This window comes from Streptomyces caniscabiei (assembly GCF_014930365.1).
Classification (GTDB): domain Bacteria; phylum Actinomycetota; class Actinomycetes; order Streptomycetales; family Streptomycetaceae; genus Streptomyces; species Streptomyces caniscabiei.
Genome location: NZ_JABXWI010000027.1, coordinates 14958 through 36504, shown reverse-complemented (window position 1 = coordinate 36504; position 21547 = coordinate 14958). Strand labels below are relative to the sequence as shown.

Here is a 21547-nt window from a genome sequence, read left to right as displayed (position 1 = left end):
CCTCACGACGTGACGGACCGACCGTGACTATCCCTCGCCGGCCGGGATTCCACGATCACCGGCCCGTGACACCGCCGGGCACGGCGATCGTCCTTCTTCTACGGCTCAGGGCGCGCCGTCGACCGGCAGTTCCAGGCGCAGCTCGTAACCACCGTCGGCCAGATGCCTGGAGGTGACCGTTCCGCCGAGGAGTTCGGCCCGCTGCCGCAGACCGATCAGGCCGTGGTGGGCGCCCGGCAGGGAGAGGGCCGGGCGGCTGGGCGCGGTGTTGGTCACGGTCGCGAGCAGCGTGCCGTTCCGTCGGCGCACCCGGATGGTGGCGGTGGCACCGGGAGCGTGCTTGCGGATGTTGGTGAGCGCCTCCTGCACGGTGCGGTACACGGCGCGCTGGACCGGCGGCGGCAGGCCGGCCGGCAGCTCCGTCCGCAGGTCGGTGTCGATGCCGCTGCCGGCGACCAGCCGGTCGAGATCGGCGAGGGAGGGCTGCGGGGTGAGTTCGGTGGGGCGGCTGCCGGAGGCCCGCAGCACGCCGACCATGTGCCGCAGCTCGTCCAGGGTCTGCACACTCAGGCGCCGTATCGTCGCCGCGGCCTCCTTCGCCTCCGCGTCCCGGCTGCCGACCTGGAGGGCTCCGGCGCGCACGGCGATCAGACTGACCTGGTGGGAGACGGCGTCGTGCATCTCCCGGGCGAGCTGGGCGCGTTCCGTCGCCAGCACGCTCTGCGCGATCAGCAGCCGTTCGTGCTCGCGCGCCTCGGACACCTCGACCAGACGCAGCGACAGCTCCCGGCGGGCCTGGACGAGCTGCCCGAGGAAGACGGGCGCGGTCGCCTGCGCCACGCTGTAGGAGAGCGGGATCAGGGCCTGGCGGTCGTCCAGGTCGGTGAACTCCGGCGACGGCCACGACCACCAGGTCAGGTCGCAGACCGTGAACGCCAGCGCGCACACCGCCAACGGCACCCGGTGGTGGATGCGCGAGGAGAGGGTGTACAGCGCCACCAGCGTGGCGAACACCGCGTCCGTGAACAGGGCGGTCGGCAGGGTGAGCAGAAAGGTCGGCAGCGGCAGCGCGCGGCGCACGACCAGCGCGCAGACCGCGAGCAGGGCCGCCGCCGGCTCCAGGGGGTGATGGGGACCCACGTCGTGGATCCACACGTCCGCCAGGCAGGCCACGACGAGCACGGCGTCCGTCGTCCACGCGTGCGGGAGACGGGAGGGCGCCCTCATCCGGCCTCCCGTCCGCCGCCGACGGCGCGCGAGGGCCTGAGCAGACCCGCCCGCTCGGCCAGCAGCGCCGCCTGCACCCGGCTGCCCACCTCCAACTTGGTGAGGAGCGCGCTCACATGGTCCTTGACCGTGCCCGTGCTCAGATGCATCCGGTCACCGATGTCGGTGTTGGACAGCCCCTCCGTGATGAGGACCAGGACGTCCCGCTCACGTGCGGTCAGCCGGTCCACCAACCGGACGGCGGCCTCCCGGGGCCCGTTGTCCAGGTACCCGTCGACGACCGTCCGGGTCACCCGGGACGACAGGACCACCCCGCCCGCCGCCAAGGTCCGTACGAGATACGGCAGTTGCTCCGGATCGGTGTCCTTGAGGAGGAAGCCCGCGGCTCCCGAGCGGAGGGCGGCCGCCACGTACTCGTCCATGTCGAACGTGGTGAGCATGGCCACCACGGGCGGTCGTGGGAGCCTTCTGAGTTCGGCGAGGACCGTGAGCCCGTCCACGTCCGGCATACGGATGTCCAGCAGGACGACCTCGGGGCGCAGCTCCCGCACGGAGTGGACGGCCCGGCCGCCGGGGACCGCCGCCACCACGTCGATGTCGTCCGCGGAGTTGAGGATGTGCTCGAAGCCCGTCCGGATCAGGGCTTCGTCGTCGACCACCAGTACCCGGATCACCTGTGCCCCGCTCGTCGTCGGACCACCACTGGACTTCCGCTGGAACCGCTACGACGTCCGAAGTCGCCGCCGGGTTCCCATTCCTCCGCATTTCCGGTCACCTGGCGGGGGCGGCTCCGGCCGGTCGGCGGGGATTCCTCCAGCCACCCGCGGGATGGGAACGCGCCCCGCGCGCCCCCGACGCTGAAGGCCATGACACCAGACACGTCGACGGACCTGTCGTCCGAGCCGGTCGCCGTATCCCTCCCCGCCCCGGCCCCGGCCCCCGCTCCCGCCCCCGCTCTCCCGCCCGCCGGGACCCCCACGGCCGTCGGGAACCCGGCGAGGCCGTCCACCGGGCGGCTGGTCGGCATCGACCTGGCCCGGGGGCTCGCGGTCTTCGGCATGTACGCCGCACACGTCGGCCCGGATCCGGCGCACGGCGGAGCACTGGGCTTCGTGATGGAACTGGCGCGGGGCCGCTCCTCCGCGCTGTTCGCGCTGCTCGCCGGTTTCACCCTCGTCCTGATCACCGGCCGCCCGCACCCGCGCACCGGGCGCGCCGGACGGCAGGCGGTCGTCCGGACGGTCATCCGCTCGCTCGTCCTGATCGCCCTCGGGTTCGCCCTGACCGCCCTAGACACCGACGTCGACGTCATCCTCGCCTTCTACGGGCTGATCTTCCTCGCCGTCCTCCCCTTCCACCGCCTGCGCGCCCGGACGCTCGCCCTCCTCGCCGTGGCGGGCGCGCTCGTCATGCCCCAACTCCTGTACGTGACACGGCTGTCGATCGGGGAGGGCGACTGGGCGTACGCGGTCGTCGCCTCCGATCCACTGGCCCGGATCAGCGACACGGACGGCCTCATGGAGCTGCTGTTCACGGGCGAGTACCCGGTGCTCACCTGGATGTCGTTCATGCTGGCCGGCATGGCGGTGGCCCGGCTCGACCTCACCCTGGGCACCGTCCGTACCCGACTGGCGTGCGCGGGCGGCCTGTCGGCCCTGCTCGGCTACGGCGGGTCCTGGCTGGCGCTGCGCCTCGTCCCGCACGCGCGGGCCACCGTCGCCGCCGCCACGGACGGCGACTCGGCCGCGTCCGCCTGGTGGTCCGACACCGTCGGCTACCTCGACGACGGCACCCCGGCGGACTGGCTCCTGGTGGGCGCGCCGCACAGCCAGACGACCTTCTCCATCCTCGGCAACGCCGGTTTCGCCCTGCTCGTGGTGGTGCTGTGCGTGACGGCGGTGGACCGCCTGCCGCGCTGCGCGCGCCTCGCCAGGCCCGTGTGCGCCGTCGGCATGACGGCCCTGACGGCGTACGTCCTGCACATCCTCGCCGTCCGGGAGTTCGGCATGAAGGAGGAGACCGGCCCCGCCCTCGTCGACCTCCTCGTCCACACTCTCGCCGCCCTGCTGCTCGCCACCGCCTGGACCCGCCGGTTCCGCCGTGGACCGCTGGAGCATCTCCTTCACCTCGCTACGCTCCCGGCCCGCCATGTGAAGTGACCGGGACCGGGCGACCTCCGGGCGAACTTCGGCCAAACCGCGGCCCTTTCACCACGTCGGGATGGACAGCTCGCGTCCGTCTGCGCGCAAGCTTCTCTCCGCACCATCGACATGGCCCTGATCATCCGCACGGCCCGACCACCGACCCGGCCGCGACCATCGACGGCCGTCACGACGGTAAGGATGCGAACGCCTGTGAGAACGCCCCGCACTGCTCGAAGAGTCGCCCTGATCGCCTCGGGCACCGCGCTGACCACGTTCCTCGCGGTGTCCCCCGCCGGAGCGGGTACGGCCGCCCTCCCGACGGTGACCGCGACGAGCGAGTCGGCCGCGCTGTACGACGACGAGGCCGGCGGCAACGCCGACGCCGACGACCCGGCGATCTGGCGGAACCCCGCCGACCCGGACCGCAGCCTTGTCGTCGCCACCGCGAAGGAGGGCGGCCTGCGCGTCTACGACCTGGACGCCCGCCTCGTGCAGTCCCTGGCCGCGCCGAAGCCGCCGACGGGGGACGACGCGCCGGGCCGCTACAACAACGTCGACCTCGTCACCGGACTGCGCACCTCCGCGGGCCGGGCCGACGTGGCCGTGGTCAGCGACCGGGGCAACGACCGGCTGCGGATCTACCGCATCGACCCCGCCCGCCCGAACGCCCCGCTGACCGACGTCACCGCCCCGGACGCCGCCCCCGTGTTCTCCGCCGACCAGGCCGAGATCAACGACCAGCGCACCGCCTACGGCCTCGCCACCTGGACGGACAGGGCCACCGGCCGGTCCTACGCCCTGGTCAGCCGACGCGAACGCACCCGGCTGGCCCTCCTCGAACTCCTCCCGGCGGCGCACGGCACGGTCGGCTACCGCACGATCCGCACCCTCGACCTGCCCTCCTCCTTCCGGCTGCCCGACGGCACCCGGTGGAGCCCCTGCGGTGAGCCCGGTGAACTCCCCCAGGTCGAGGGCATGGTCGTCGACCCCGCCACGGGCACCCTCTATGCCGGCCAGGAGGACATCGGCATCTGGCGTCTGCGCGCCGACCTCACCGGCAAGCCCGTCCTGGTCGACAGGACCAGGGAGTACGGCGTCCCTGGCACGTACGACGAGGAGACCGAGGAGTGCGTGCCGGGCGCCGACCCCGGCTACGGCGGGAAGCGGCTGTCGGCCGACGTCGAGGGCCTGACGCTCTATCAGGAGCGGAACGGGGACGGATATCTGCTCGCCTCCAGCCAGGGCGACGACACCTTCGCCCTGTACGACCGCGAGGTGAGCGAGGGCAACGAGTACGAGGGCGGCTTCCGCGTCGGGGCCGCCTCGGACACCCTCGACGCCGTGCAGGAGTGCGACGGCGCGGCCGTCCTCAACGCCCCGCTGGGCAGCCGCTATCCGCACGGCCTGCTCGTCGTCCAGGACGGAAACGAGACCCCCGAGGTCCCGGACGGCGAGGGCGGCGCACGCACGGCGACCGGCTTCAAGTTCGTCGACCTCGGCGAACTGGCGGACGCCGCCGACCTCTAGGGCCGTCAGCCCTCGGCCGTGCCGAGGGGATCCTCCCCGACGAGCCCGCTCGCCATCCACTGCTCCACGGCGGCGACATGGACCGTCGCCGCCGAGACCGCCAGGGCGGCGTCACGGGTCCGCAGGGCGCGGAGGATCTCCTCGTGCTCGCGGTGGGCGTGCTCCACGGCCCGCTCGGTGCGGCTGCCCCGGACGATCCGGGCCCGCTGGGTGCGGGTGGAGAGCACCCGCAGCAGCATCGACAGCACCGGGTTGCCCACCGCCTCGACGATCCGCAGATGGAACGCGATGTCGTGCCCGACGAACTCCTCGACCGTCGCGGCCGCCCGCGACCGTTCGAGGATCAGGCCCAGTTCGTCGAGGTCGTCGGCGGTCAGCAGGGCGGCGGCCGCCCCGGTCGCCTGGGGTTCGAGCAGCCGCCGTACCTGGAGCAGTTGCAGGGCCGTCTGCCCCTGCGAGACGTCCGAGGCGAAGGAGAGCGACTCCAGCAGCAGATGCGGCTCCAGGCTCGACACATAGGTGCCGTCGCCCTGCCGGGTGACCAGGATCCGCATGGCGGTCAGCGCCCGTACCGCCTCCCGCAGCGAACTGCGGGACAGGCCGAGCTGGGCGGCGAGGATCTCCTCCTTGGGCAGACGCGAGCCCGGTGCCAGCTCACCGGCCACGATCATCGCCTTGATCTTGTCCATCGCCTCGTCCGTGAGTGCCACGAGGTGCCTCCCTCCAGCGGGACTACTCCTGCTTCTCGCCCGAGGCGAAGCGGGAGATGATCAGGGCGACGATGATGATCGCGCCGTTGAGGAACTGGTTCCACAGCGGCGGCACCCCCGCCAACGTCATGACATTTACGACGAGTTGGAGCGTCAGCACACCGGTGAGCGCGCCGAACACCGAGCCCTTGCCGCCGTTGAGGCTGACACCGCCGATGACGGTCGCGGCGAACACCTGGAAGATCCAGCCGCTGCCCTGGGTGGCGGAGATCGAACCGTAGTGGCCGCTGTAGAGGATGCCGGCGAACGCGGCCAGCACACTGCCGAGGATCAGCACCGCCCACACGATCCGGTCCACCCGGATACCGGCGGTGCGGGCCGCCTCGGCGTTGCCGCCGATCGCGTACAGCGCCCGGCCGTGCCGCAGCCACGCCAGCGCGCTGCCGCCGAGGGCGAAGAGGACCATGCAGATCCAGATGGCGGCCGGGACTCCGAGCCACGACGCCTTGCCGAGGTAGGTGAAGGAGGACGGCAGCTCCACGATGGACTGGCCCTCGGAGAGGGCGACCTGGAGGCCGCGCAGCATGGTGAGCATGCCGAGGGTGACGATGAAGCCGTTGAGGCGCAGCTTCAGGATCAGGAACCCGTTGACGGCGCCGATCACCACGCCCACCAGGAGGCAGAGCGGTACGGCCGTCCACTCGGGCAGCAGCCCGAGCCCGGTGAACCGGGCCCCGCTGGTGGGCAGCACCAGCCAGACGGCGATGACGGGTGCCACGCCGATCGTGGACTCCAGGGACAGGTCCATCCGGCCGCAGATCAGGATCAGCGCGGTGGCCAGCACGAGCAGGCTCAGCTCGGTGGACTGCTGGGCCACGCCGATGAGGTTGTCGGCGGTCAGGAAGGCCGGCGAGACGATGAACCCGATCAGGCCGAGCACGAGGATGGCGGGGACCAGGGACAGGTCACGGAAGCGACCGAGGTCGAGCCCGCGGCGGGTGTCTCCGGCGGTCTCCCGCGCCACGCTCGTGGCGGGGTCGGTGACATCAGTGGTGGCGGACATGACTACCTTCCGTGCTCTTCGGTGGTGCCGGCGGTGGGATCGGCAGGCTCGGGATCGGCGGGCCCGGGGCCGGCAGGGGTGGGATCGGCAGAGGCCGGATCGGCGGAGGAGGGATCGCTGGAGAAGTCTCCGGCGGAGGTGTGGGCGTCGGTGGGGGCGCCGCCGCCTGTGTGAGGTGCGGCGCCGGCGGGGGCCTCCGACCGGTCGGCCACGCCCTCCATGGCGGCGACCACGTGCTCGTCCTTCCAGCCGCGGTCGAACTCGGCGACCGCCCGCCCGTGGAACATCACCACGAGCCGGTCGCACACCTTCAGGTCGTCCAGCTCGTCGGAGACGATCAGCGCGGCCTTCCCGCCGTCGGCGACCTGCCGGATCCGGCGCAGCAGGAACTCCTTGGACTTGACGTCCACCCCGTTGGTGGGGCGGATGGCCACCAGCACCTGGGGGTCGGTGGCCAGGGCGCGGGCGACGACGACCTTCTGCTGGTTGCCGCCGGAGAGCGCCGACACGGGCGTGGCACCGCCCGGGGTCTTGATGTCGAGGTCCCGGATCATGCGCTGCGCGAAGCTCCGGGTCCGGGCGGGCAGCACGGTGCCGTACGGGCCGAGCTGGTCGGTGACGGTGAGCGTCGCGTTCTCGGCGACGCTGCGGTTGTTCACCAGGCCCTGGAGGTGCCGGTCCTCCGGGACGAGCCCGACACCGACGGCGAGCGCCGACGGCACGCTGCCGCCGCGCACCCGCCGACCGCCGACCGAGATCGTGCCCTGCTCGGGGCGGTGCAGCCCGGCGACGGTCTCACCCACCCGCACATTGCCGCTGGCCGCCGCTCCGGCGAGGCCGACGACCTCGCCCGCCCGCACCGTGAGCGACAGGTCCTGGCAGGCGCCGGGCAGGGTGAGGCCCTCGACGGTGAGGAGCTCGGGGGCGCCCGCCCGCAGCGGAGGACGGTTCTCGACGGCCGCCGCCGCCGTGCGGGTGGTCTCGCCGGTCATGGCCTCGACCAGTGCCTGGTGGCCGAGTTCGGCGACGGGCGCGGTGAGGATGTGCGCCGCGTCGCGGTAGACGGTGACGGTGGTGCAGAGGTCGTACACCTCTTGCAGATGGTGGGAGATGAAGAGGAAGGCGACGCCCTGCCGCTGGAGGTCGCGGAGCTTGTCGAAGAGGCGGTTGATGCCGCGGGCGTCGAGTTTGGCGGTGGGTTCGTCGAGGATGATGAAGCGTGCGCCGAACGACAGGGCGCGGGCGATCTCGACGAACTGCCGCTGCTCGACGGTGAGGTCCCGCGCTCGTGCGTCGGCCTTGACGTCGACGCCGTACCCGGCGAGCAACTCCTCGGCACGGGCGCGTAGTTGCTTCCAGCGGATGGGCCGCAGCGCGCCGTCGCTCTGCCGGTTCAGGAAGAGGTTCTCGGCGACGGTCAGGTCCTGGATGATCGTGGACTTCTGGTAGACGCAGGCGACCTTGGAGCGCCAGGCGTCGATGTCCCCGACGGCGGGCGCGGGCCCGCCGGAGAACCTCAGCGTTCCGGTGTCGGGCTGCTGGAGTCCGGTCAGGACCGACACCAGTGTGGACTTGCCGGCGCCGTTGCGTCCGACCAGGGCGTGCGACTCGCCCGGTGTGATGGTGATCCGGGCGTCGCGCAGCGCGACGGTGGCGCCGAACCTCTTGCTGATGCCGGTGGCCTCGGCCACCGGGGCGCCGCTCCCGGCGGCGGGGTGGCCGCCGCCGTGCGCCGCGGCGGTCGCGGTGTCCGCCATGGTGGATACCGTCCTTCGAGGGGAGTGAGACGAGCGGGCTGCGGTCCAGGGCAACGGGGTACTAGCCCACGTTGTTGCCCCAGAGGGTCTTGTCGTCCACGTTGTCCTTGGTGATCAGCGGTGCCGGGAGCTGGTCCTCCAGGCCATTGGGGATCTCGATGATCGTGGAGCCGTGATCGGTGGCACCGGGCTTGAACGTCTTGCCCTCGGCAGCCGCCTCGGCGTAGAACAGCGCGTACTTGGCGTACAGGTCGGCGGGCTGGGACACGGTGGCGTCGATCTCGCCCTTGCGGATCGCCTCGAACTCCTGCGGGATCCCGTCGTTGGAGACGATCGAGATGTGCCCCTTCTGACCGGCCGGCTTCAACAGGCCCTTCTGCTGCAGCAGCGCCAGCGTCGGCTGGAGGAAGACACCGCCGGCCTGCATGTAGATGCCATTGAGGTCGGGGTGCTGGGCGAGCAGGCTCTGGAGCTTGGCGGAGGCCACGTCGCCCTTCCAGTCGGTGGGCAGCTCGAAGACCTTGATGTCGGGGAACTTGGTCTTCATGCACTCGGCGAACGCCTCGGAGCGGTCCCGCCCGTTGATCGAGTCCAGCGCGCCCTGCAGTTCGGCGACCTTGCCCTTGCCGCCGAGCTGCTTGCCGAGGAACTCGCAGGCCTTGGTGCCGTAGGCGCGGTTGTCGGCGCGCACGACCATGTAGACGTCGCCCTTGTCGGGGCGGGTGTCGACGCTGACCACGGGGATCTTCTTCGAGGCGAGGGTTTCGAGGGTGGAGGCGATGGCGCCGGTGTCCTGGGGCGCCATCACCACCGCCTTGGCGCCGGTGTTCTGGAACACCTGCACATTGGCGACCAGCTTGGTGATGTCGTTCTGCGAGTTGCTGATCGGCAGCGCGTTGATGTCCTCCGCCTTGATGTCCTTCTTCAGGTACTCCGCGTAGGAGTTCCAGAAGTCCGAGTCGGAGCGGGGCAGGTCCACGCCGATCGCGGGCTTGTCACCGCCGGAGCCGGCGGACCCGGAGGAGGTGTCGCGGTTGCACGCGGTGAGGAGGGTGAGGGCCGCGAGGGCGCAGGCCGCTGCGGCGGTGGAGCGGGTGCGAGCGAGATTCATGGCCGGGTTCTCCTTAGCCAGGACAGGGAGGCCGCCCCCCGGGAGGCATACGCGGACCGACGGAGGGGAGGCAGAGAGGGTCAACCGGTGAACGAGCAGCGGAGTTGGAAGGGCCACTACCTCGCTGAGGGTGGTGGAGCGATTCCTCCGATGTATCTCGGACGTCGAGGACGTTACGACGGCATTGCCCGGGCTGACAAGGGGTCGTTCACGAGGAATTCGACGGTGTGGCCGTGTGCCGCCGTCGGCGCTACGGTCGCGGCGAAGTCGTACATGCCGGATCTGTGAGCTGCGGCAAGCCTGGCGTCGATGAGATACATCCGAGGAATACGTTGTCAGGGCGCCGAACTGCCCTTAAAGTCGCGGTGCGCCATTCCTCCGATGAATGCATGAACCCACGGCAAGGGAGCTGCCCCAGTGAAACTGCTACGCGTCGGCGCCCCGGGAGAGGAGCGGCCCGCCGTCCGTACCGACGACGGCACGCTGCTCGACCTGTCCTCCCTGGCCTCCGACATCGACGGTGCCTTCCTCGCCTCCGGCGGAGTCGACCGGGCCCGCGCGGCGGTCGAGGCCGGCGCCCTGCCCGGACTCGACACCGACGGCCTGCGCGTCGGCGCCCCCGTCGCCCGCCCCGGCAAGCTGATCTGCGTCGGACTCAACTACCGCGACCACGCCGCCGAGACCGGCGCCGCGATCCCGCCCCGCCCCGTGGTCTTCATGAAAGATCCGAGCACGGTCGTGGGCCCGTACGACGAGGTGCTGATCCCGCGCGGCTCGGTCAAGACCGACTGGGAGGTCGAGCTGGGGGTCGTCATCGGGCGGCGGGCCCGCTATCTGGCGAGCCCCGAAGAGGCCGCCGAGGTGATCGCGGGCTATGTGGTCAGCCATGACGTCTCCGAACGCGAGTTCCAGCTGGAGTACTCCTCGCAGTGGGACCTCGGCAAGTCCTGCGAGACCTTCAACCCGATGGGCCCGTGGCTGGTCACCGCCGACGAGGTCGGTGATCCGCAGGACCTCGGGCTGCGGCTGTCCGTCGACGGCGTCAAGCGCCAGGACGGGCACACCCGCGACATGATCTTCCCCGTCCACGAGATCGTGGCCTACCTGAGCCGGTACATGGTCCTGGAGCCCGGCGACGTGATCAACACCGGAACGCCCGCGGGCGTCGCCCTCGGCCTGCCCGGCACCCCCTACCTCCGCCCCGGTGACTCCGTCGAGTTGGAGATCGACGGGCTCGGGAGCCAGCGCCAGACCTTCGGCCAAGCGTGAAAGGCAGCTCCGTGACTGCAACCCCCGCCCGGATCACCGCGGTCGACACCTACGACGTCCGGTTCCCCACCTCGCGGGAGCTGGACGGGTCGGACGCCATGAACCCGGACCCCGACTACTCCGCCGCCTACGTCGTGCTGCGCACCGACGCCGCCGACGGCCACGAAGGCCATGGCTTCACCTTCACCATCGGCCGCGGCAACGACGTCCAGGTCGCCGCCATCGGCGCCCTGCGACCCCACCTCGTCGGCCGCTCCGTCGACGAGCTGTGCGCGGACCCCGGCTCCGTCAACCGCGACCTGATCGGCGACAGCCAGCTGCGCTGGCTCGGCCCCGAGAAGGGCGTGATGCACATGGCCATCGGCGCCGTCGTCAACGCCGTCTGGGACCTCGCGGCCAAGCGCGCCGGTCAGCCCCTGTGGCGGCTGCTCGCGCACGCCGAGCCCGAGTGGCTGGTCTCCCAGGTCGACTTCCGCTACATCGCCGACGCCCTCAGCCCCGAGGACGCCCTGCGGCTGCTGCGCGAGGGGCGCGCCGGACTCGCCGAGCGCGAGAACCGGCTGCTGGAGCGCGGCTACCCCGGCTACACCACCTCACCGGGCTGGCTCGGCTACTCCGACGAGAAGCTCACCCGGCTCGCCAAGCAGGCGGTCGCCGACGGCTTCACCCAGATCAAACTGAAGGTCGGCGCCGACCTCGACGACGACGTCCGCCGGATGCGCACCGCCCGCGCCGCCGTCGGCGACTCCGTACGCATCGCCATCGACGCCAACCAGAGATGGAACATCGGCGAGGCGATCGAGTGGACCCGGGCCCTCGCCGAGTACGACCCGTACTGGATCGAGGAACCCACCAGCCCCGACGACATCCTCGGCCACGCCGCCGTCCGCAGGGGCGTCGCCCCCGTGAAGGTCGCCACCGGCGAACACGTCCAGAACCGCATCGTCTTCAAACAGCTCCTCCAGGCCGAAGCCCTCGACGTCGTCCAGATCGACGCGGCCCGCGTCGGCGGCGTCAACGAGAACCTCGCCATCCTGCTGCTCGCCGCCAAGTTCGGCGTCCCGGTCTGCCCGCACGCCGGCGGCGTCGGCCTGTGCGAACTGGTCCAGCATCTGTCGATGTTCGACTACCTCGCCCTGTCCGGCACCACCGACGACCGGGTCATCGAGTACGTCGACCACCTCCACGAGCACTTCACCGACCCCGTGGTGATGCGCGAGGGCCACTACGCCGCCCCCCTCACCCCCGGTTTCTCCGCGACCATGCATCCCGGGTCGCTCGCCGCATACCGTTACCCGGACGGCGCGTTCTGGGCCGCCGACCTCGAAGGACGAGAGGACGTCGCATGACCGGGCAGACAGGTGAGCTGAGCGGACTCCGGGCGATCGTCACCGGGGGAGCGTCCGGCATCGGGCTGGCCACCGCCCGGCTGCTCGCCGCCCGCGGCGCCGCCGTGGCCGTCCTCGACCTCGACCCGTCCGGGGCCGCGGCCCCGCTGCACGGCCTCCGGGCCGACGTCACCGACGACGCCTCCGTCCGGGGCGCCGTCACCGAGGCCGTCGAACGGCTCGGCGGCCTCGACATCCTCGTCAACAACGCGGGCATCGGCGCCATCGGCACCGTCGAGGACAACCCCGACGAACAGTGGCACCGCGTCCTCGACGTCAACGTCCTCGGCATCGTGCGCACCAGCCGCGCCGCCCTGCCCCACCTGCGGGAGTCGCCGCACGCGGCCATCGTCAACACCTGCTCCATCGGCGCCACCGCCGGACTGCCGCAGCGCGCCCTCTACTGCGCCAGCAAGGGCGCCGTGCTGTCGCTGACCCTCGCCATGGCCGCCGACCACGTCCGAGAGGGCGTCCGCGTCAACTGCGTCAACCCCGGCACCGCCGACACCCCCTGGGTCGGCCGCCTCCTCAACGCCGCCGACGACCCCGAGGCCGAGCGCGCCGCGCTCAACGCCCGCCAGCCCCTCGGCCGACTGGTCACCGCCGACGAGGTCGCCGCCGCCATCGCCTACCTCGCGAGCCCCGCCGCCGCCTCCGTCACCGGCACCGCCCTGGCCGTCGACGGCGGCATGCAGGGCCTGCGGCTGCGCCCGGTGGGCTCATGAGGACCAGGACCCTCGGCCGCACCGGAGTCCGGGTCACCGAGCTGGCGTACGGCGCCGCCGGCATCGGCAACCTCTTCCGCCCGGTGCCCGACGAGGAGGCCGCCGCCGCGATCGACGCCGCCTGGGACGCCGGGATCCGCACCTTCGACACCGCCCCCCACTACGGGCTCGGCCTCTCCGAACGCCGCCTCGGCGCCGCACTCCGGGGCCGCCCCCGGGAGGCGTACACGATCTCCACCAAGGTCGGCCGGCTGTTGGTGGAGAACAGCGCCCCCGAGGGCGACGACCTGGCGAACGGTTTCGCCGTCCCGGCCACCCACCGCCGCGTCTTCGACTTCACCGCCGACGGCGTCCGGCGCTCCCTGGAGGCGAGCCTGGCCCGGCTCGGTCTGGACCGGGTGGACGTGGTCCTCCTCCACGACCCCGACGACCACGTCGAGCAGGCCCTGCGCGAGGCCTACCCGGCACTGGAGCGGCTGCGCGACGAGGGCGTCGTCGGTGCCATCGGCGTCGGCATGAACCAGTGCGCCGCACCCGCCCGCTTCCTGCGCGAGACCGACATCGACGTGGTCCTGCTCGCCGGCCGCTACACCCTCCTCGAACAGGAGGGCCTCGCGGAACTGCTCCCCGAGGCCACCGCCCGCGGACGCAGCGTCCTCATCGGCGGCGCCTTCAACTCCGGCCTGCTGATCGACCCGAAACCCGGCGCCACGTACGACTACGCCCCCGCGCCGACTCCCGTGCTCGACCGCGCCCTGCGACTGAGGGCCGTCACCGAACGCCACGGTGTGCCGCTGCGCGCGGCGGCCCTGGCGTTCCCCTCCGCCCACCCTGCGGTGGCGGCCGTGCTGACAGGAGCCCGCTCGGTGGAGGAGGTGCGCGACACGGTCGATCTGCACGGCCGCCCGGTCCCGGCCGCCCTCTGGGACGAGCTGCGCGCCGAGGGGCTGCTCGGCCCGAACGTCCCCGTCCCGCAACCCGAGGAGTCGTCGTGAGGGTCGCCCTGCACACCAAGGTCCGCGCCGACCGCGTCGAGGAGTACGAGGCGGCCCACCGCGAGGTGCCCGCCGAACTGACCGCCGCCATCCGCGCCGCCGGGGTGAGCGAGTGGACGATCTGGCGCAGCGGCACCGACCTCTTCCATCTGCTGGAGGTCGAGGACTACCCGGCGATGATCGCCGAACTGGAGAAACTGCCGGTCAACATCGCCTGGCAGGCCCGCATGGCCGAACTCCTCGACGTCGTCCACGACTACTCGGCGGACGGCTCCGACGCCGGCCTGCCCGTGGTGTGGCAGCTGTGACCGGCCCGCACGGCACAGGCGGCCCGGACGACAGCGAGGACAGGGACGACACGGACGACACGGGCGCCTGGACGGTCGACGCCCACCACCATGTCTGGGACCTCTCCGTCCGTGACCAGAACTGGATCACCGGGCCCGAACTCGCCCCGCTGCGCCGCGACTTCACCCTCCACCAGCTGGAGTCCGCCGCGAGCATCGCCGGTGTGACCGCCACGGTCCTGGTCCAGACGATCACCGTGCCCGAGGAGACCCCCGAGTTCCTGGCGCTCGCCGCCGGCAGCGACGTGGTCGCCGGTGTCGTCGGCTGGACCGACCTCACCTCACCCGCCGTCGCCGACGCCCTGGCCGCACTGCGCGAGGGCCCCGGCGGGAAGCACCTGGTGGGCATCCGCCACCAGGTGCAGGGCGAACCCGACCCGCGCTGGCTGACCCGCCCGGACGTCCGGCGGGGCCTCGCCGCGGTCGCCGACGCGGGACTCGTCTACGACCTCCTGGTCAAGCCCCACCAGCTCCCGGCCGCCGTGGAGGCGGCGGCCGGCCTCCCCGAACTCACCTTCGTCCTCGACCACCTGGGGAAGCCGCCCGTCGCCTCCGGTGAACTGGAGCCGTGGGCGGGGGAGATCCGGCGGCTGGCGGCCCTGCCGAACACCGTGTGCAAGCTCTCCGGCCTGGTCACGGAGGCCGACTGGCACTCCTGGCGGGTCGCGGACCTCGTCCCGTACGCCGACACCGTGCTGGACGCCTTCGGTCCCGAACGGCTGATGTACGGCTCCGACTGGCCGGTCTGCCAACTCGCCTCCGACTACGCCGAAGTCCTGGACGTGGCCGACGCGTTGATGTCCGGACTCGGCGAGGCGGAACACCGGGAGGTCTTCGCGGGCACCGCCGTCCGCGTCTACGGCCTGCGGATCTGAGGCAGCGCCGGCCCGTGCCCGGTGTCCGCCCCCGCCAGGGCCGCCAGCTCGTCCGGTGTGCGCGGACCCGCCTCCTCCTCGGCCAACAGCCCCTGTCCGCGCAGCAGTCCGGCGACCGCCACGCCCCAGGGGAGCCGAAGCCCCGCCTGCTGGAGGAGATCCGTGCGGGCGAGCATCTCGGCCACCGGGCCGGTGCGCGCGCCCGACGGGGTGAGCAGCGCCGCGTCGTCGGCCCAGCGCAGCGCGAGGTCGACGTCATGGGTGGCCATCACGACGGTGGTGCCGGACCGGCGCAGCTCGTCCAGGGTGGCCAGGAGCCGTTCCTGCCCGTCGGGGTCGAGCCCGGCGGTCGGCTCGTCGAGGATCAGGACCCGGGGCCGCATCGCGACCGCCCCGGCGATGGCGGTCCGCTTGCGCTGGCCGTAGGAGAGCAGATGGGTGGGCCGGTCGGCGAGGGCGGCGATGCCGAGCGCGCCGAGCGCCTCGTCGACCCGGGCCCGCACCTGCGCGTCGGACAGCCCGAGGTTCAGCGGTCCGAACGACACGTCCTGCGCGACGGACGCCGCGAAGAGCTGGTCGTCCGGGTCCTGCACGACCAGCTGGACCGTCGTCCGCAGCCGGGTGAGGCCCGTGCGGTCGTACGTCACCGGCCGCCCCTCGACCGTCAACTCGCCGGTACGGGGCCGCAGTCCGCCGCTGAGCAGCCGCATCAGCGTGGTCTTTCCGCTCCCGTTGCGGCCCAGCAGGGCGAGCGCGCGCCCCTCGCACACGTCGAAGTCGAGGTCGCTCAGCACGGTCGGCCCGTCCTCGTACGCGAACGACGCGCCCCGTAGGGAGACCAGCACGGGCTCGCTCATGTCAGCGGCCTTTCCAGGACGAGGGTGAGGGCGGCCACGGCCGCGAGGAGCGCGACACTGGCCGCGGTGAAGCGTGCGGAGACCCGGGCCTCGGGCACCAGGACGCGCAGGGTGCCGTCGTACCCGCGGCCGGCGAGCCCGGTCTGCAGCCGGGCCGCCCGGTCGAAGGCCCGGACGAACGCGGTGGCGCCGAGCCCGGCGAGGGAACGCCAGGTGGCGGCCCGGGTGGTGTGCCCCAGGCGGGCCGCCTGCGCCTCCCGGATCCGGCGCACGGAGTCCAGGAGCAGAAAGCTCATCCGGTAGGTGACCAGGGCCACGTCCACGACCGGTGCGGGCACCCCGGCCTTCACGAGCCGGGGCAGCAGGTCCGACATGGGGGTGGTGAAGGCGAACAGGAGGACGCCGAGGGAGGCGGCCGAGGTGCGCAGCAGCAGTTCCGCCGCGCGGACCGGGCCGCCGTCGGCGAGGGTGACGAACCCGTCGGGTCCGCCGACCTGGACGAGCAGCGGCAGGGCTCCGGTCACGCAGAAGCCCAGCGGCACCCGGTAGGCCCGCCACAGCCGACGGCCGGGCACGCCCGCGGGGCCCAGCAGCACCACGAGCGCGGTCAGCAGGACCAGGGCGGCGCCGGGCCAGGGCGGCAGGGAGATCGCGAGCACGGTGAGACCGAGCCCGAGCACGGCCTTGTCCACGGGATGGCGGCGGCGCCAGCGACTGCTGTGCGCCGCCGCGTCGATCGGCAGCACCCGCGTCAGCCCCGCCCGGCGGGGGGCTCCCCGGAGCCACCGGACGACGGGCCTTCACCGCCGGACGCGCCGGACGCGCCGGACGCGCCGGACGTGCTTTTCGAGGCCCCCGCGGCTGCCGGGGCACTCGCAGCCGCCGTGACGGACACGCCCGCCGTGGACGCCGTGGACGCCATGGACGCCGAGGACGCCGAGGACGCGGTGGACGCCGCGACCGTCTCCTCCGCCGGCCCTGCCGGAGCCGGGCCCGTCCCGTCGGCCGCGTCCAGCAGTGCCCGCACCCGGGCCTCGCCCTGCCGCCGGCCCCGGCGGATGCCGAAGTAGTAGGCGAGTACCCCCGCGCCGAGGGCGGCCTGGAGGGCGAAGAGCGCCGACTCGATCTCACCGGACGGCGGCTCGTAGAGAGGGGAGAACCACGGCTCGTAGTCCGGCTCGATCTCCGTGATCGCCGTCTCCGCCTCGGCGTCGGCGCCCGTGAAGGGCTCCTCCTTGTGGTCGCCGAGACCGAGGGCCAGCGGCAGCACGGCGAGCGCGGCCACGGCGAGCAGCAGCAGTACGTTGATCTTCGTGTTCCGGTTCATCGGGCCACCGTCTCCGCGTCGGTCTCGGTCTCCGTCTCGGCCCCGGTGCGGTCGCGCCGCCCGGTCAGGAGCACGCCCAGCCGGGTCAGTTCGCCCTTGCTCGACTGCACCAGCAGACGCATCACCAGCACCGTCAGCAGACCTTCGCTGACCGCGAGCGGGACCTGCGTGACGGCGAAGATGGAGCCGAACTTGCCGAGCGCGCCCAGGAATCCACTGCTCGGGTCGGGGAACGCGAGCGCCAACTGCACACTGGTGACGCAGTAGGTGACCAGGTCGGCGACGAACGCGCCGAAGAACACCGTCACCATCAGCGGCACGCCGAAGCGTCGCAGCAGCCGGTAGATGCCGTACCCCGCCCAGGGGCCGACGATCGCCATCGAGAAGACGTTGGCGCCGAGCGTGGTCAGACCGCCGTGTGCCAGCAGCAGTGCCTGGAAGAGCAGGGTGATGGTGCCGAGGACCGCCATGATCGGCGGCCGGAACAGGATGGCACCGAGACCGGTGCCGGTGGGGTGGGAGCAACTCCCGGTGACCGACGGGAGCTTCAGCGCGGACAGGACGAAGGTGAAGGCCCCCGAGGCGCCGAGCAGCAGCGTGCTCTCGGGATGCTCCCTGACCTCACGGGTGAGTGCCCGGACTCCGTGGACGACGAACGGCGCGGACGCGACACCCCAGGCGATCGCGTGCGCCGGAGGAAGGAAACCCTCGGCTATGTGCATGGCTCAGCAGACCCTCTCCAGCACCTCGTGGATGGTTGACGTGCCTTGGCCGGTCTCCTGGCTTACGGGTGACACCGCCCGTGCTCCGCCTTCCCGGGTCCGAAGACCCAGTGGCTGTCCGTGAGGACCGGAGCCGGACTTCCCGATCACAGTGGCGAGGGCCGCACCGGCATCACACCGGATTTCCCGTTCACCAAGGCGTGGTGACAGTAGTGCCCGGACAAGGAGGCTGACAAGCGGAGACGAGGGGCGCGCAGGCGCCGTGCACCAGCTCACACCCCGGCGCACGCCCAGCGCCACGCCGAGATGGCCGACCTGACCGAAAGCAGACGGGAGCTTTACTGCGACGTACTTGCAGCTGCCAACACGGCGCACAACGCTGAGGGGACCCGACCCGGCCTGACCCCACGGACGAAGAGAAGGCGCACGCCCCATGGCTCCTGGTACCGACACCGCCCCCTCGGCCACCGCCGGGACGGGCGGTCTCTCCTGGCGGCGGATCCGAGCCTCGATGACGCGCAAGGAGTGGGCGAGCCTCGGCGGGATGGCCGGGTTCATCCTGGCGCTGCACCTCGTCGGCTGGTTCACCCTGGTGGTGATCGTCGCCCCCGAGCACTACAGCGTCGGCAGCGGATCCTTCGGCATCGGCATGGGCGTCACCGCCTACACCCTGGGCATGCGGCACGCCTTCGACGCCGACCACATCGCCGCCATCGACAACACCACCCGCAAACTGATGGGGGAGGGGCGACGCCCGCTGTCGGTCGGCTTCTGGTTCTCCCTCGGCCACTCCTCGATCGTGCTCGCCCTCACGTTCCTGCTCACCCTCGGCGTCAAGACGCTCGCCGGACCGGTCCGCGACGGCGACTCCACACTGCACGACGTGACCGGCTGGATCGGCACCACCGTCTCGGGGACGTTCCTGTACGCCATCGCCGTCGTCAACCTGGTGATCATGGTGGGGATCTGGAAGGTGTTCCGTGAGCTGCGTTCGGGCACCTTCGACGAGGCCGCGCTGGGGGAACGGCTGAACAGCAGGGGCCTGATGAACCGGCTCCTCGGGCGGTTGATGCGGTCCCTCACCCAGCCCTGGCAGATGTATCCCGTCGGCCTGCTCTTCGGCCTCGGCTTCGACACGGCGACGGAGGTCGCGCTCCTGGTGCTCGCCGGTTCGGGCGCCGCCTCCGGGCTGCCCTGGTACGCGATCCTGTGCCTGCCCGTCCTGTTCGCCGCCGGGATGTCCCTCCTCGACACCGTCGACGGCACGTTCATGAACTTCGCCTACGGCTGGGCGTTCTCCCGCCCGGTCCGCAAGGTCTACTACAACCTGGTGATCACGGGTCTGTCCGTGGCCGTCGCCCTCGTCGTCGGCACGGCCGAACTCCTCGGCCTCGTCGCCGAGAAGGCCCGTCTGCACGGCACCTTCTGGGACGGGGTCGCGGGGCTCGACCTCAACACCGTCGGCTATGTCGTCGTCGCCCTCTTCCTCGCCACCTGGGCGGTCGCCCTGCTGGTCTGGCGGTTCGCGCGGATCGAGGAGAAGTGGACGGCGTCCTAGCCCCGTCCTGGCCCTTGTCCTGACCTAGCGGGCGTGCAGCCCGTCCGTGAGGTGGTCGTGGGTGTGCCACCACCCGGTCGGGACGCGCCGGGCGCCCACCAGATGGGGGTGACCGGCGGGGAGGTCGGCGTGCACATGGGCCGCGTCGGCCGTCGTTGCCGCCGGCCACAGCCGTACGGCCAGCAGCGCGCCGCCCAGGGCGAGTGAACCCAGGGCGAGCACCGCCCAGTTCAGCCCGGCCGCCGCCCCCAGCCAGCCGGCCAGCGGATACGTCAGCAGCCAGCAGCCGTGCGAGAGGGAGAACTGGGCGGCGAACGCGGCCGTACGCTCCCCGGGCGCCACCGAGCGGCGGACGAGCCGCCCGGTCGGAGTGAGCACCGCCGAGCACGCGGCACCGAACGCGGCCCACAGCACCAGCAGCCCCGGCAGCCGCCAACTGCCGCCGTGTGCGCCCGTGACGACCCCGAGCCCGGCGAAGACGACGGCCAGCGAGAGCGCGGCCCGCAGCATCACGGCCCGGTCCGGCACCTTGTCCAGCACCCGGGGCAGCGCCAGCGCCACGGCCATCGACCCGGCCCCGTACGCCCCGAGCGCCAGCGGCAGGGCGCCCGCCGACAGGCCCAGCACCTCGCGGACGTAGACGACGGAGTTCACCGTCACCATCGCCCCGGCCGCCGCCACCGCCAGGTTCAGGGCGATGAGGGCCCGCAGCTCGGGCACGCCCAGGAGGAGGCGTGTGCCGGCGGTGGCCCTGGCGAACGCGCCGCCCGTGCGCGGGGCGGCGCCGGCGGCCCGCTCGGGCAGGGCGGTCGAGACCACCAGCGCGGCCGAGCCGAGGAAACCGAGGACCGTGCCGGTGAACAGCCCGTCGTAGGTCATGACGGACAGCAGCGCGGCCGCGAGGGCGGGGGAGAAGAGGCTCTCCAGGTCGTAGGCGAGCCGGGACATGGACAGGGCCCGCGTGTAGTCGCGTTCCTCGGGCAGCACATCGGGGATGACGGCCTGGAACGTGGGCGTGAACACGGCCGACGCGGACTGGAGGAGGAACACCAGGACATAGACCTGCCAGACCTCGCCGACGAAGGGCAGCGACACGGCGATCCCCGCGCGCACCAGGTCGGCCGTCACCATGAGCGCCCGGCGCGGCAGCCGGTCGGCGACCGCGCCCACGGCCGGGGCGATCACCACGTAGGCCACCATCTTGAGCGCGAGAGCCGTACCGAGGACGGACCCGGCGTCGGCGCCCGCGAGGTCGTACGCCAGCAGCCCGAGCGCGACGGTCGCGAGCCCGGTGCCCACCAGGGCGACGACCTGCGCGACGAAGAGCCGCCGATAGGCACGCTGACGCAGGACGGCAAACATGAGCCGATGATAGCCGTCATGTGCGCACTTGCGCACATGACGGCGGAGAGTGAGCGCCCCGAAGGGGCGCGGGGAACTGCGCGACCAGCCCCCACGGACCCGCGGACGAAAGACGGCCCTCCACGCCGCCCGTGCCCCCATGCCCCCAGCGGAGCGCCTACGCTGGGCGCATGCCTGAACGCCACGCCGTGTCACCTGCGTCCGGAGCGCATCTGCGCGCCCCCGACAGCGCACGGCTCACCGAGGCGACCGGAGTGTTCGCGATGCTCTCCGACGTCACCCGGCTGCATCTGCTGTGGCTGCTCGCGCAGGGCGAGTCGGACGTAGGCTCACTGGCCGACCGCTGTGAGGCGTCCCGCACGGCCGTCAGCCAGCATCTGGCGAAGCTGCGGCTCGCCGGCCTCGTGGACACCCGGCGCGAAGGGCGGCACATCCACTACAGCCTCGCCGACGGGCATCTCAGGCGCCTGGTCGTGGAGGCGCTCAGCCACGCGGACCACCGGGTCAGCGGCCAGGCACCGCACGACTGAGGACGACCGTGACCGCCGAAGACCCGCCGTCCCCGCCCGGCCCGCCGACGCGG

At 72.4% G+C, this 21547-nt stretch carries 21 protein-coding genes and 1 riboswitch; of the genes, 10 read left to right on the top strand and 11 right to left on the bottom strand.

The features are described 5' to 3' along the window. Positions 1-105: 105 nt before the first annotated feature. Together HW837_RS43130 and HW837_RS43125 are read right to left on the bottom strand one after the other, a co-directional pair. Complete coding sequence (locus HW837_RS43130; RefSeq protein ID WP_093788978.1) at positions 106-1227, bottom strand: sensor histidine kinase; 1122 nt, start codon at positions 1225-1227, stop codon at positions 106-108. Beyond that, the gene (locus tag HW837_RS43125) at positions 1224-1901 is read right to left on the bottom strand and encodes a response regulator (protein ID WP_045555721.1); all 678 of its coding nucleotides are present in this window, start codon (positions 1899-1901) and stop codon (positions 1224-1226) included. The genes HW837_RS43130 and HW837_RS43125 overlap by 4 nt, the downstream gene beginning before the upstream one ends. A gap of 192 nt (positions 1902-2093) precedes the next feature. Between HW837_RS43125 and HW837_RS43120 the strand changes: the two genes are divergently transcribed. Together HW837_RS43120 and HW837_RS43115 are read left to right on the top strand one after the other, a co-directional pair. Then, a complete protein-coding gene (locus HW837_RS43120; RefSeq protein WP_193382729.1) occupies positions 2094-3386 on the top strand; it encodes a DUF418 domain-containing protein in 1293 nt (430 codons plus the stop codon). Positions 3387-3581: 195 nt separating this feature from the next. Beyond that, the gene (locus HW837_RS43115; protein ID WP_237311834.1) at positions 3582-4898 is read left to right on the top strand and encodes a phytase; all 1317 of its coding nucleotides are present in this window, start codon (positions 3582-3584) and stop codon (positions 4896-4898) included. Between the two features lie 5 nt (positions 4899-4903). Here HW837_RS43115 and HW837_RS43110 read toward each other — a convergent pair whose 3' ends face one another. The 4 genes from HW837_RS43110 to HW837_RS43095 all read right to left on the bottom strand — a co-directional run bounded on the left by HW837_RS43110 (position 4904) and on the right by HW837_RS43095 (position 9539). Next, a complete protein-coding gene (locus HW837_RS43110) occupies positions 4904-5608 on the bottom strand; it encodes a FadR/GntR family transcriptional regulator (protein WP_193381996.1) in 705 nt (234 codons plus the stop codon). A 22-nt stretch (positions 5609-5630) separates the two neighbouring features. Continuing rightward, complete coding sequence (locus HW837_RS43105) at positions 5631-6671, bottom strand: ABC transporter permease (RefSeq protein ID WP_093788981.1); 1041 nt, start codon at positions 6669-6671, stop codon at positions 5631-5633. Positions 6672-6673: 2 nt separating this feature from the next. Next, positions 6674-8428, bottom strand: a complete 1755-nt coding sequence (locus HW837_RS43100) for a sugar ABC transporter ATP-binding protein (protein ID WP_237270635.1) — start codon at positions 8426-8428, stop codon at positions 6674-6676. A gap of 61 nt (positions 8429-8489) precedes the next feature. Next, a complete protein-coding gene (locus HW837_RS43095; RefSeq protein ID WP_193382730.1) occupies positions 8490-9539 on the bottom strand; it encodes a sugar ABC transporter substrate-binding protein in 1050 nt (349 codons plus the stop codon). Between the two features lie 417 nt (positions 9540-9956). On the opposite strand from HW837_RS43095, the gene HW837_RS43090 reads away from it, so the two are divergent. The 6 genes from HW837_RS43090 to HW837_RS43065 all read left to right on the top strand — a co-directional run bounded on the left by HW837_RS43090 (position 9957) and on the right by HW837_RS43065 (position 15138). Then, a complete protein-coding gene (locus tag HW837_RS43090; protein ID WP_193380111.1) occupies positions 9957-10808 on the top strand; it encodes a fumarylacetoacetate hydrolase family protein in 852 nt (283 codons plus the stop codon). A gap of 11 nt (positions 10809-10819) precedes the next feature. Continuing rightward, the gene (locus HW837_RS43085; RefSeq protein ID WP_193380112.1) at positions 10820-12157 is read left to right on the top strand and encodes an L-fuconate dehydratase; all 1338 of its coding nucleotides are present in this window, start codon (positions 10820-10822) and stop codon (positions 12155-12157) included. Then, the gene (locus HW837_RS43080) at positions 12154-12921 is read left to right on the top strand and encodes an SDR family NAD(P)-dependent oxidoreductase (RefSeq protein ID WP_193380113.1); all 768 of its coding nucleotides are present in this window, start codon (positions 12154-12156) and stop codon (positions 12919-12921) included. The genes HW837_RS43085 and HW837_RS43080 overlap by 4 nt, the downstream gene beginning before the upstream one ends. Beyond that, complete coding sequence (locus HW837_RS43075; RefSeq protein WP_093788984.1) at positions 12918-13916, top strand: aldo/keto reductase; 999 nt, start codon at positions 12918-12920, stop codon at positions 13914-13916. Before HW837_RS43080 ends, HW837_RS43075 begins: the two co-directional genes overlap by 4 nt. After that, positions 13913-14224 (top strand): L-rhamnose mutarotase, encoded by a 312-nt coding sequence (locus HW837_RS43070; RefSeq protein ID WP_045555711.1) that lies wholly within the window; start codon positions 13913-13915, stop codon positions 14222-14224. The genes HW837_RS43075 and HW837_RS43070 overlap by 4 nt, the downstream gene beginning before the upstream one ends. Before the next feature lie 125 nt (positions 14225-14349). Next, positions 14350-15138 (top strand): amidohydrolase family protein, encoded by a 789-nt coding sequence (locus HW837_RS43065; protein ID WP_045555876.1) that lies wholly within the window; start codon positions 14350-14352, stop codon positions 15136-15138. Here the strand turns inward: HW837_RS43065 and HW837_RS43060 are convergent. Genes HW837_RS43060 through HW837_RS43045 form a run of 4 tightly spaced genes read right to left on the bottom strand, consistent with a single transcriptional unit; the run spans position 15120 to position 18044 of the window. Beyond that, positions 15120-15995 carry an energy-coupling factor ABC transporter ATP-binding protein gene (locus HW837_RS43060; protein ID WP_045555710.1) on the bottom strand — a complete coding sequence of 292 codons (876 nt, stop codon included), beginning with the start codon at positions 15993-15995 and terminating at the stop codon, positions 15120-15122. The two genes, HW837_RS43065 and HW837_RS43060, sit on opposite strands and share 19 nt — an antisense overlap. Beyond that, positions 15992-16741: a cobalt ECF transporter T component CbiQ gene (gene cbiQ / locus HW837_RS43055; protein WP_045555709.1), complete on the bottom strand. Its 750-nt coding sequence runs from the start codon at positions 16739-16741 to the stop codon at positions 15992-15994. Before cbiQ ends, HW837_RS43060 begins: the two co-directional genes overlap by 4 nt. 5 nt (positions 16742-16746) lie before the next feature. Continuing rightward, entirely contained in the window at positions 16747-17322 is a 576-nt protein-coding gene (locus HW837_RS50520; protein WP_193380115.1) for an energy-coupling factor ABC transporter substrate-binding protein, read from the bottom strand. Next, entirely contained in the window at positions 17319-18044 is a 726-nt protein-coding gene (locus tag HW837_RS43045) for an energy-coupling factor ABC transporter permease (RefSeq protein ID WP_045555707.1), read from the bottom strand. The genes HW837_RS50520 and HW837_RS43045 overlap by 4 nt, the downstream gene beginning before the upstream one ends. 30 nt (positions 18045-18074) lie before the next feature. Beyond that, positions 18075-18257, bottom strand: a riboswitch (cobalamin riboswitch). Between the two features lie 220 nt (positions 18258-18477). Between HW837_RS43045 and nicT the strand changes: the two genes are divergently transcribed. Continuing rightward, positions 18478-19602: a Nickel transporter NicT gene (gene nicT / locus HW837_RS43040; protein ID WP_193380116.1), complete on the top strand. Its 1125-nt coding sequence runs from the start codon at positions 18478-18480 to the stop codon at positions 19600-19602. A gap of 24 nt (positions 19603-19626) precedes the next feature. Here nicT and HW837_RS43035 read toward each other — a convergent pair whose 3' ends face one another. Continuing rightward, positions 19627-20964, bottom strand: a complete 1338-nt coding sequence (locus HW837_RS43035) for an MFS transporter (RefSeq protein ID WP_193380117.1) — start codon at positions 20962-20964, stop codon at positions 19627-19629. 170 nt (positions 20965-21134) lie between these two features. On the opposite strand from HW837_RS43035, the gene HW837_RS43030 reads away from it, so the two are divergent. Beyond that, complete coding sequence (locus tag HW837_RS43030; RefSeq protein WP_045555704.1) at positions 21135-21494, top strand: ArsR/SmtB family transcription factor; 360 nt, start codon at positions 21135-21137, stop codon at positions 21492-21494. Positions 21495-21547 lie beyond the last annotated feature (53 nt).

Excerpts from the sequence above, each read along its gene's own strand:
- nicT (WP_193380116.1), top strand. The coding sequence starts at position 18,478 with ATGGCTCCTGGTACCGACACCGCCCCCTCGGCCACCGCCGGGACGGGC.
- HW837_RS43080 (WP_193380113.1), top strand. The coding sequence starts at position 12,154 with ATGACCGGGCAGACAGGTGAGCTGAGCGGACTCCGGGCGATCGTCACC.
- HW837_RS43095 (WP_193382730.1), bottom strand. The coding sequence starts at position 9,539 with ATGAATCTCGCTCGCACCCGCTCCACCGCCGCAGCGGCCTGCGCCCTC.
- HW837_RS43030 (WP_045555704.1), top strand. The coding sequence starts at position 21,135 with ATGCCTGAACGCCACGCCGTGTCACCTGCGTCCGGAGCGCATCTGCGC.
- HW837_RS43120 (WP_193382729.1), top strand. The coding sequence starts at position 2,094 with ATGACACCAGACACGTCGACGGACCTGTCGTCCGAGCCGGTCGCCGTA.
- HW837_RS43060 (WP_045555710.1), bottom strand. The coding sequence starts at position 15,995 with ATGAGCGAGCCCGTGCTGGTCTCCCTACGGGGCGCGTCGTTCGCGTAC.
- HW837_RS43105 (WP_093788981.1), bottom strand. The coding sequence starts at position 6,671 with ATGTCCGCCACCACTGATGTCACCGACCCCGCCACGAGCGTGGCGCGG.
- HW837_RS50520 (WP_193380115.1), bottom strand. The coding sequence starts at position 17,322 with ATGAACCGGAACACGAAGATCAACGTACTGCTGCTGCTCGCCGTGGCC.
- HW837_RS43045 (WP_045555707.1), bottom strand. The coding sequence starts at position 18,044 with ATGCACATAGCCGAGGGTTTCCTTCCTCCGGCGCACGCGATCGCCTGG.
- HW837_RS43035 (WP_193380117.1), bottom strand. The coding sequence starts at position 20,964 with ATGTTTGCCGTCCTGCGTCAGCGTGCCTATCGGCGGCTCTTCGTCGCG.
- HW837_RS43100 (WP_237270635.1), bottom strand. The coding sequence starts at position 8,428 with ATGGCGGACACCGCGACCGCCGCGGCGCACGGCGGCGGCCACCCCGCC.
- HW837_RS43130 (WP_093788978.1), bottom strand. The coding sequence starts at position 1,227 with ATGAGGGCGCCCTCCCGTCTCCCGCACGCGTGGACGACGGACGCCGTG.
- HW837_RS43075 (WP_093788984.1), top strand. The coding sequence starts at position 12,918 with ATGAGGACCAGGACCCTCGGCCGCACCGGAGTCCGGGTCACCGAGCTG.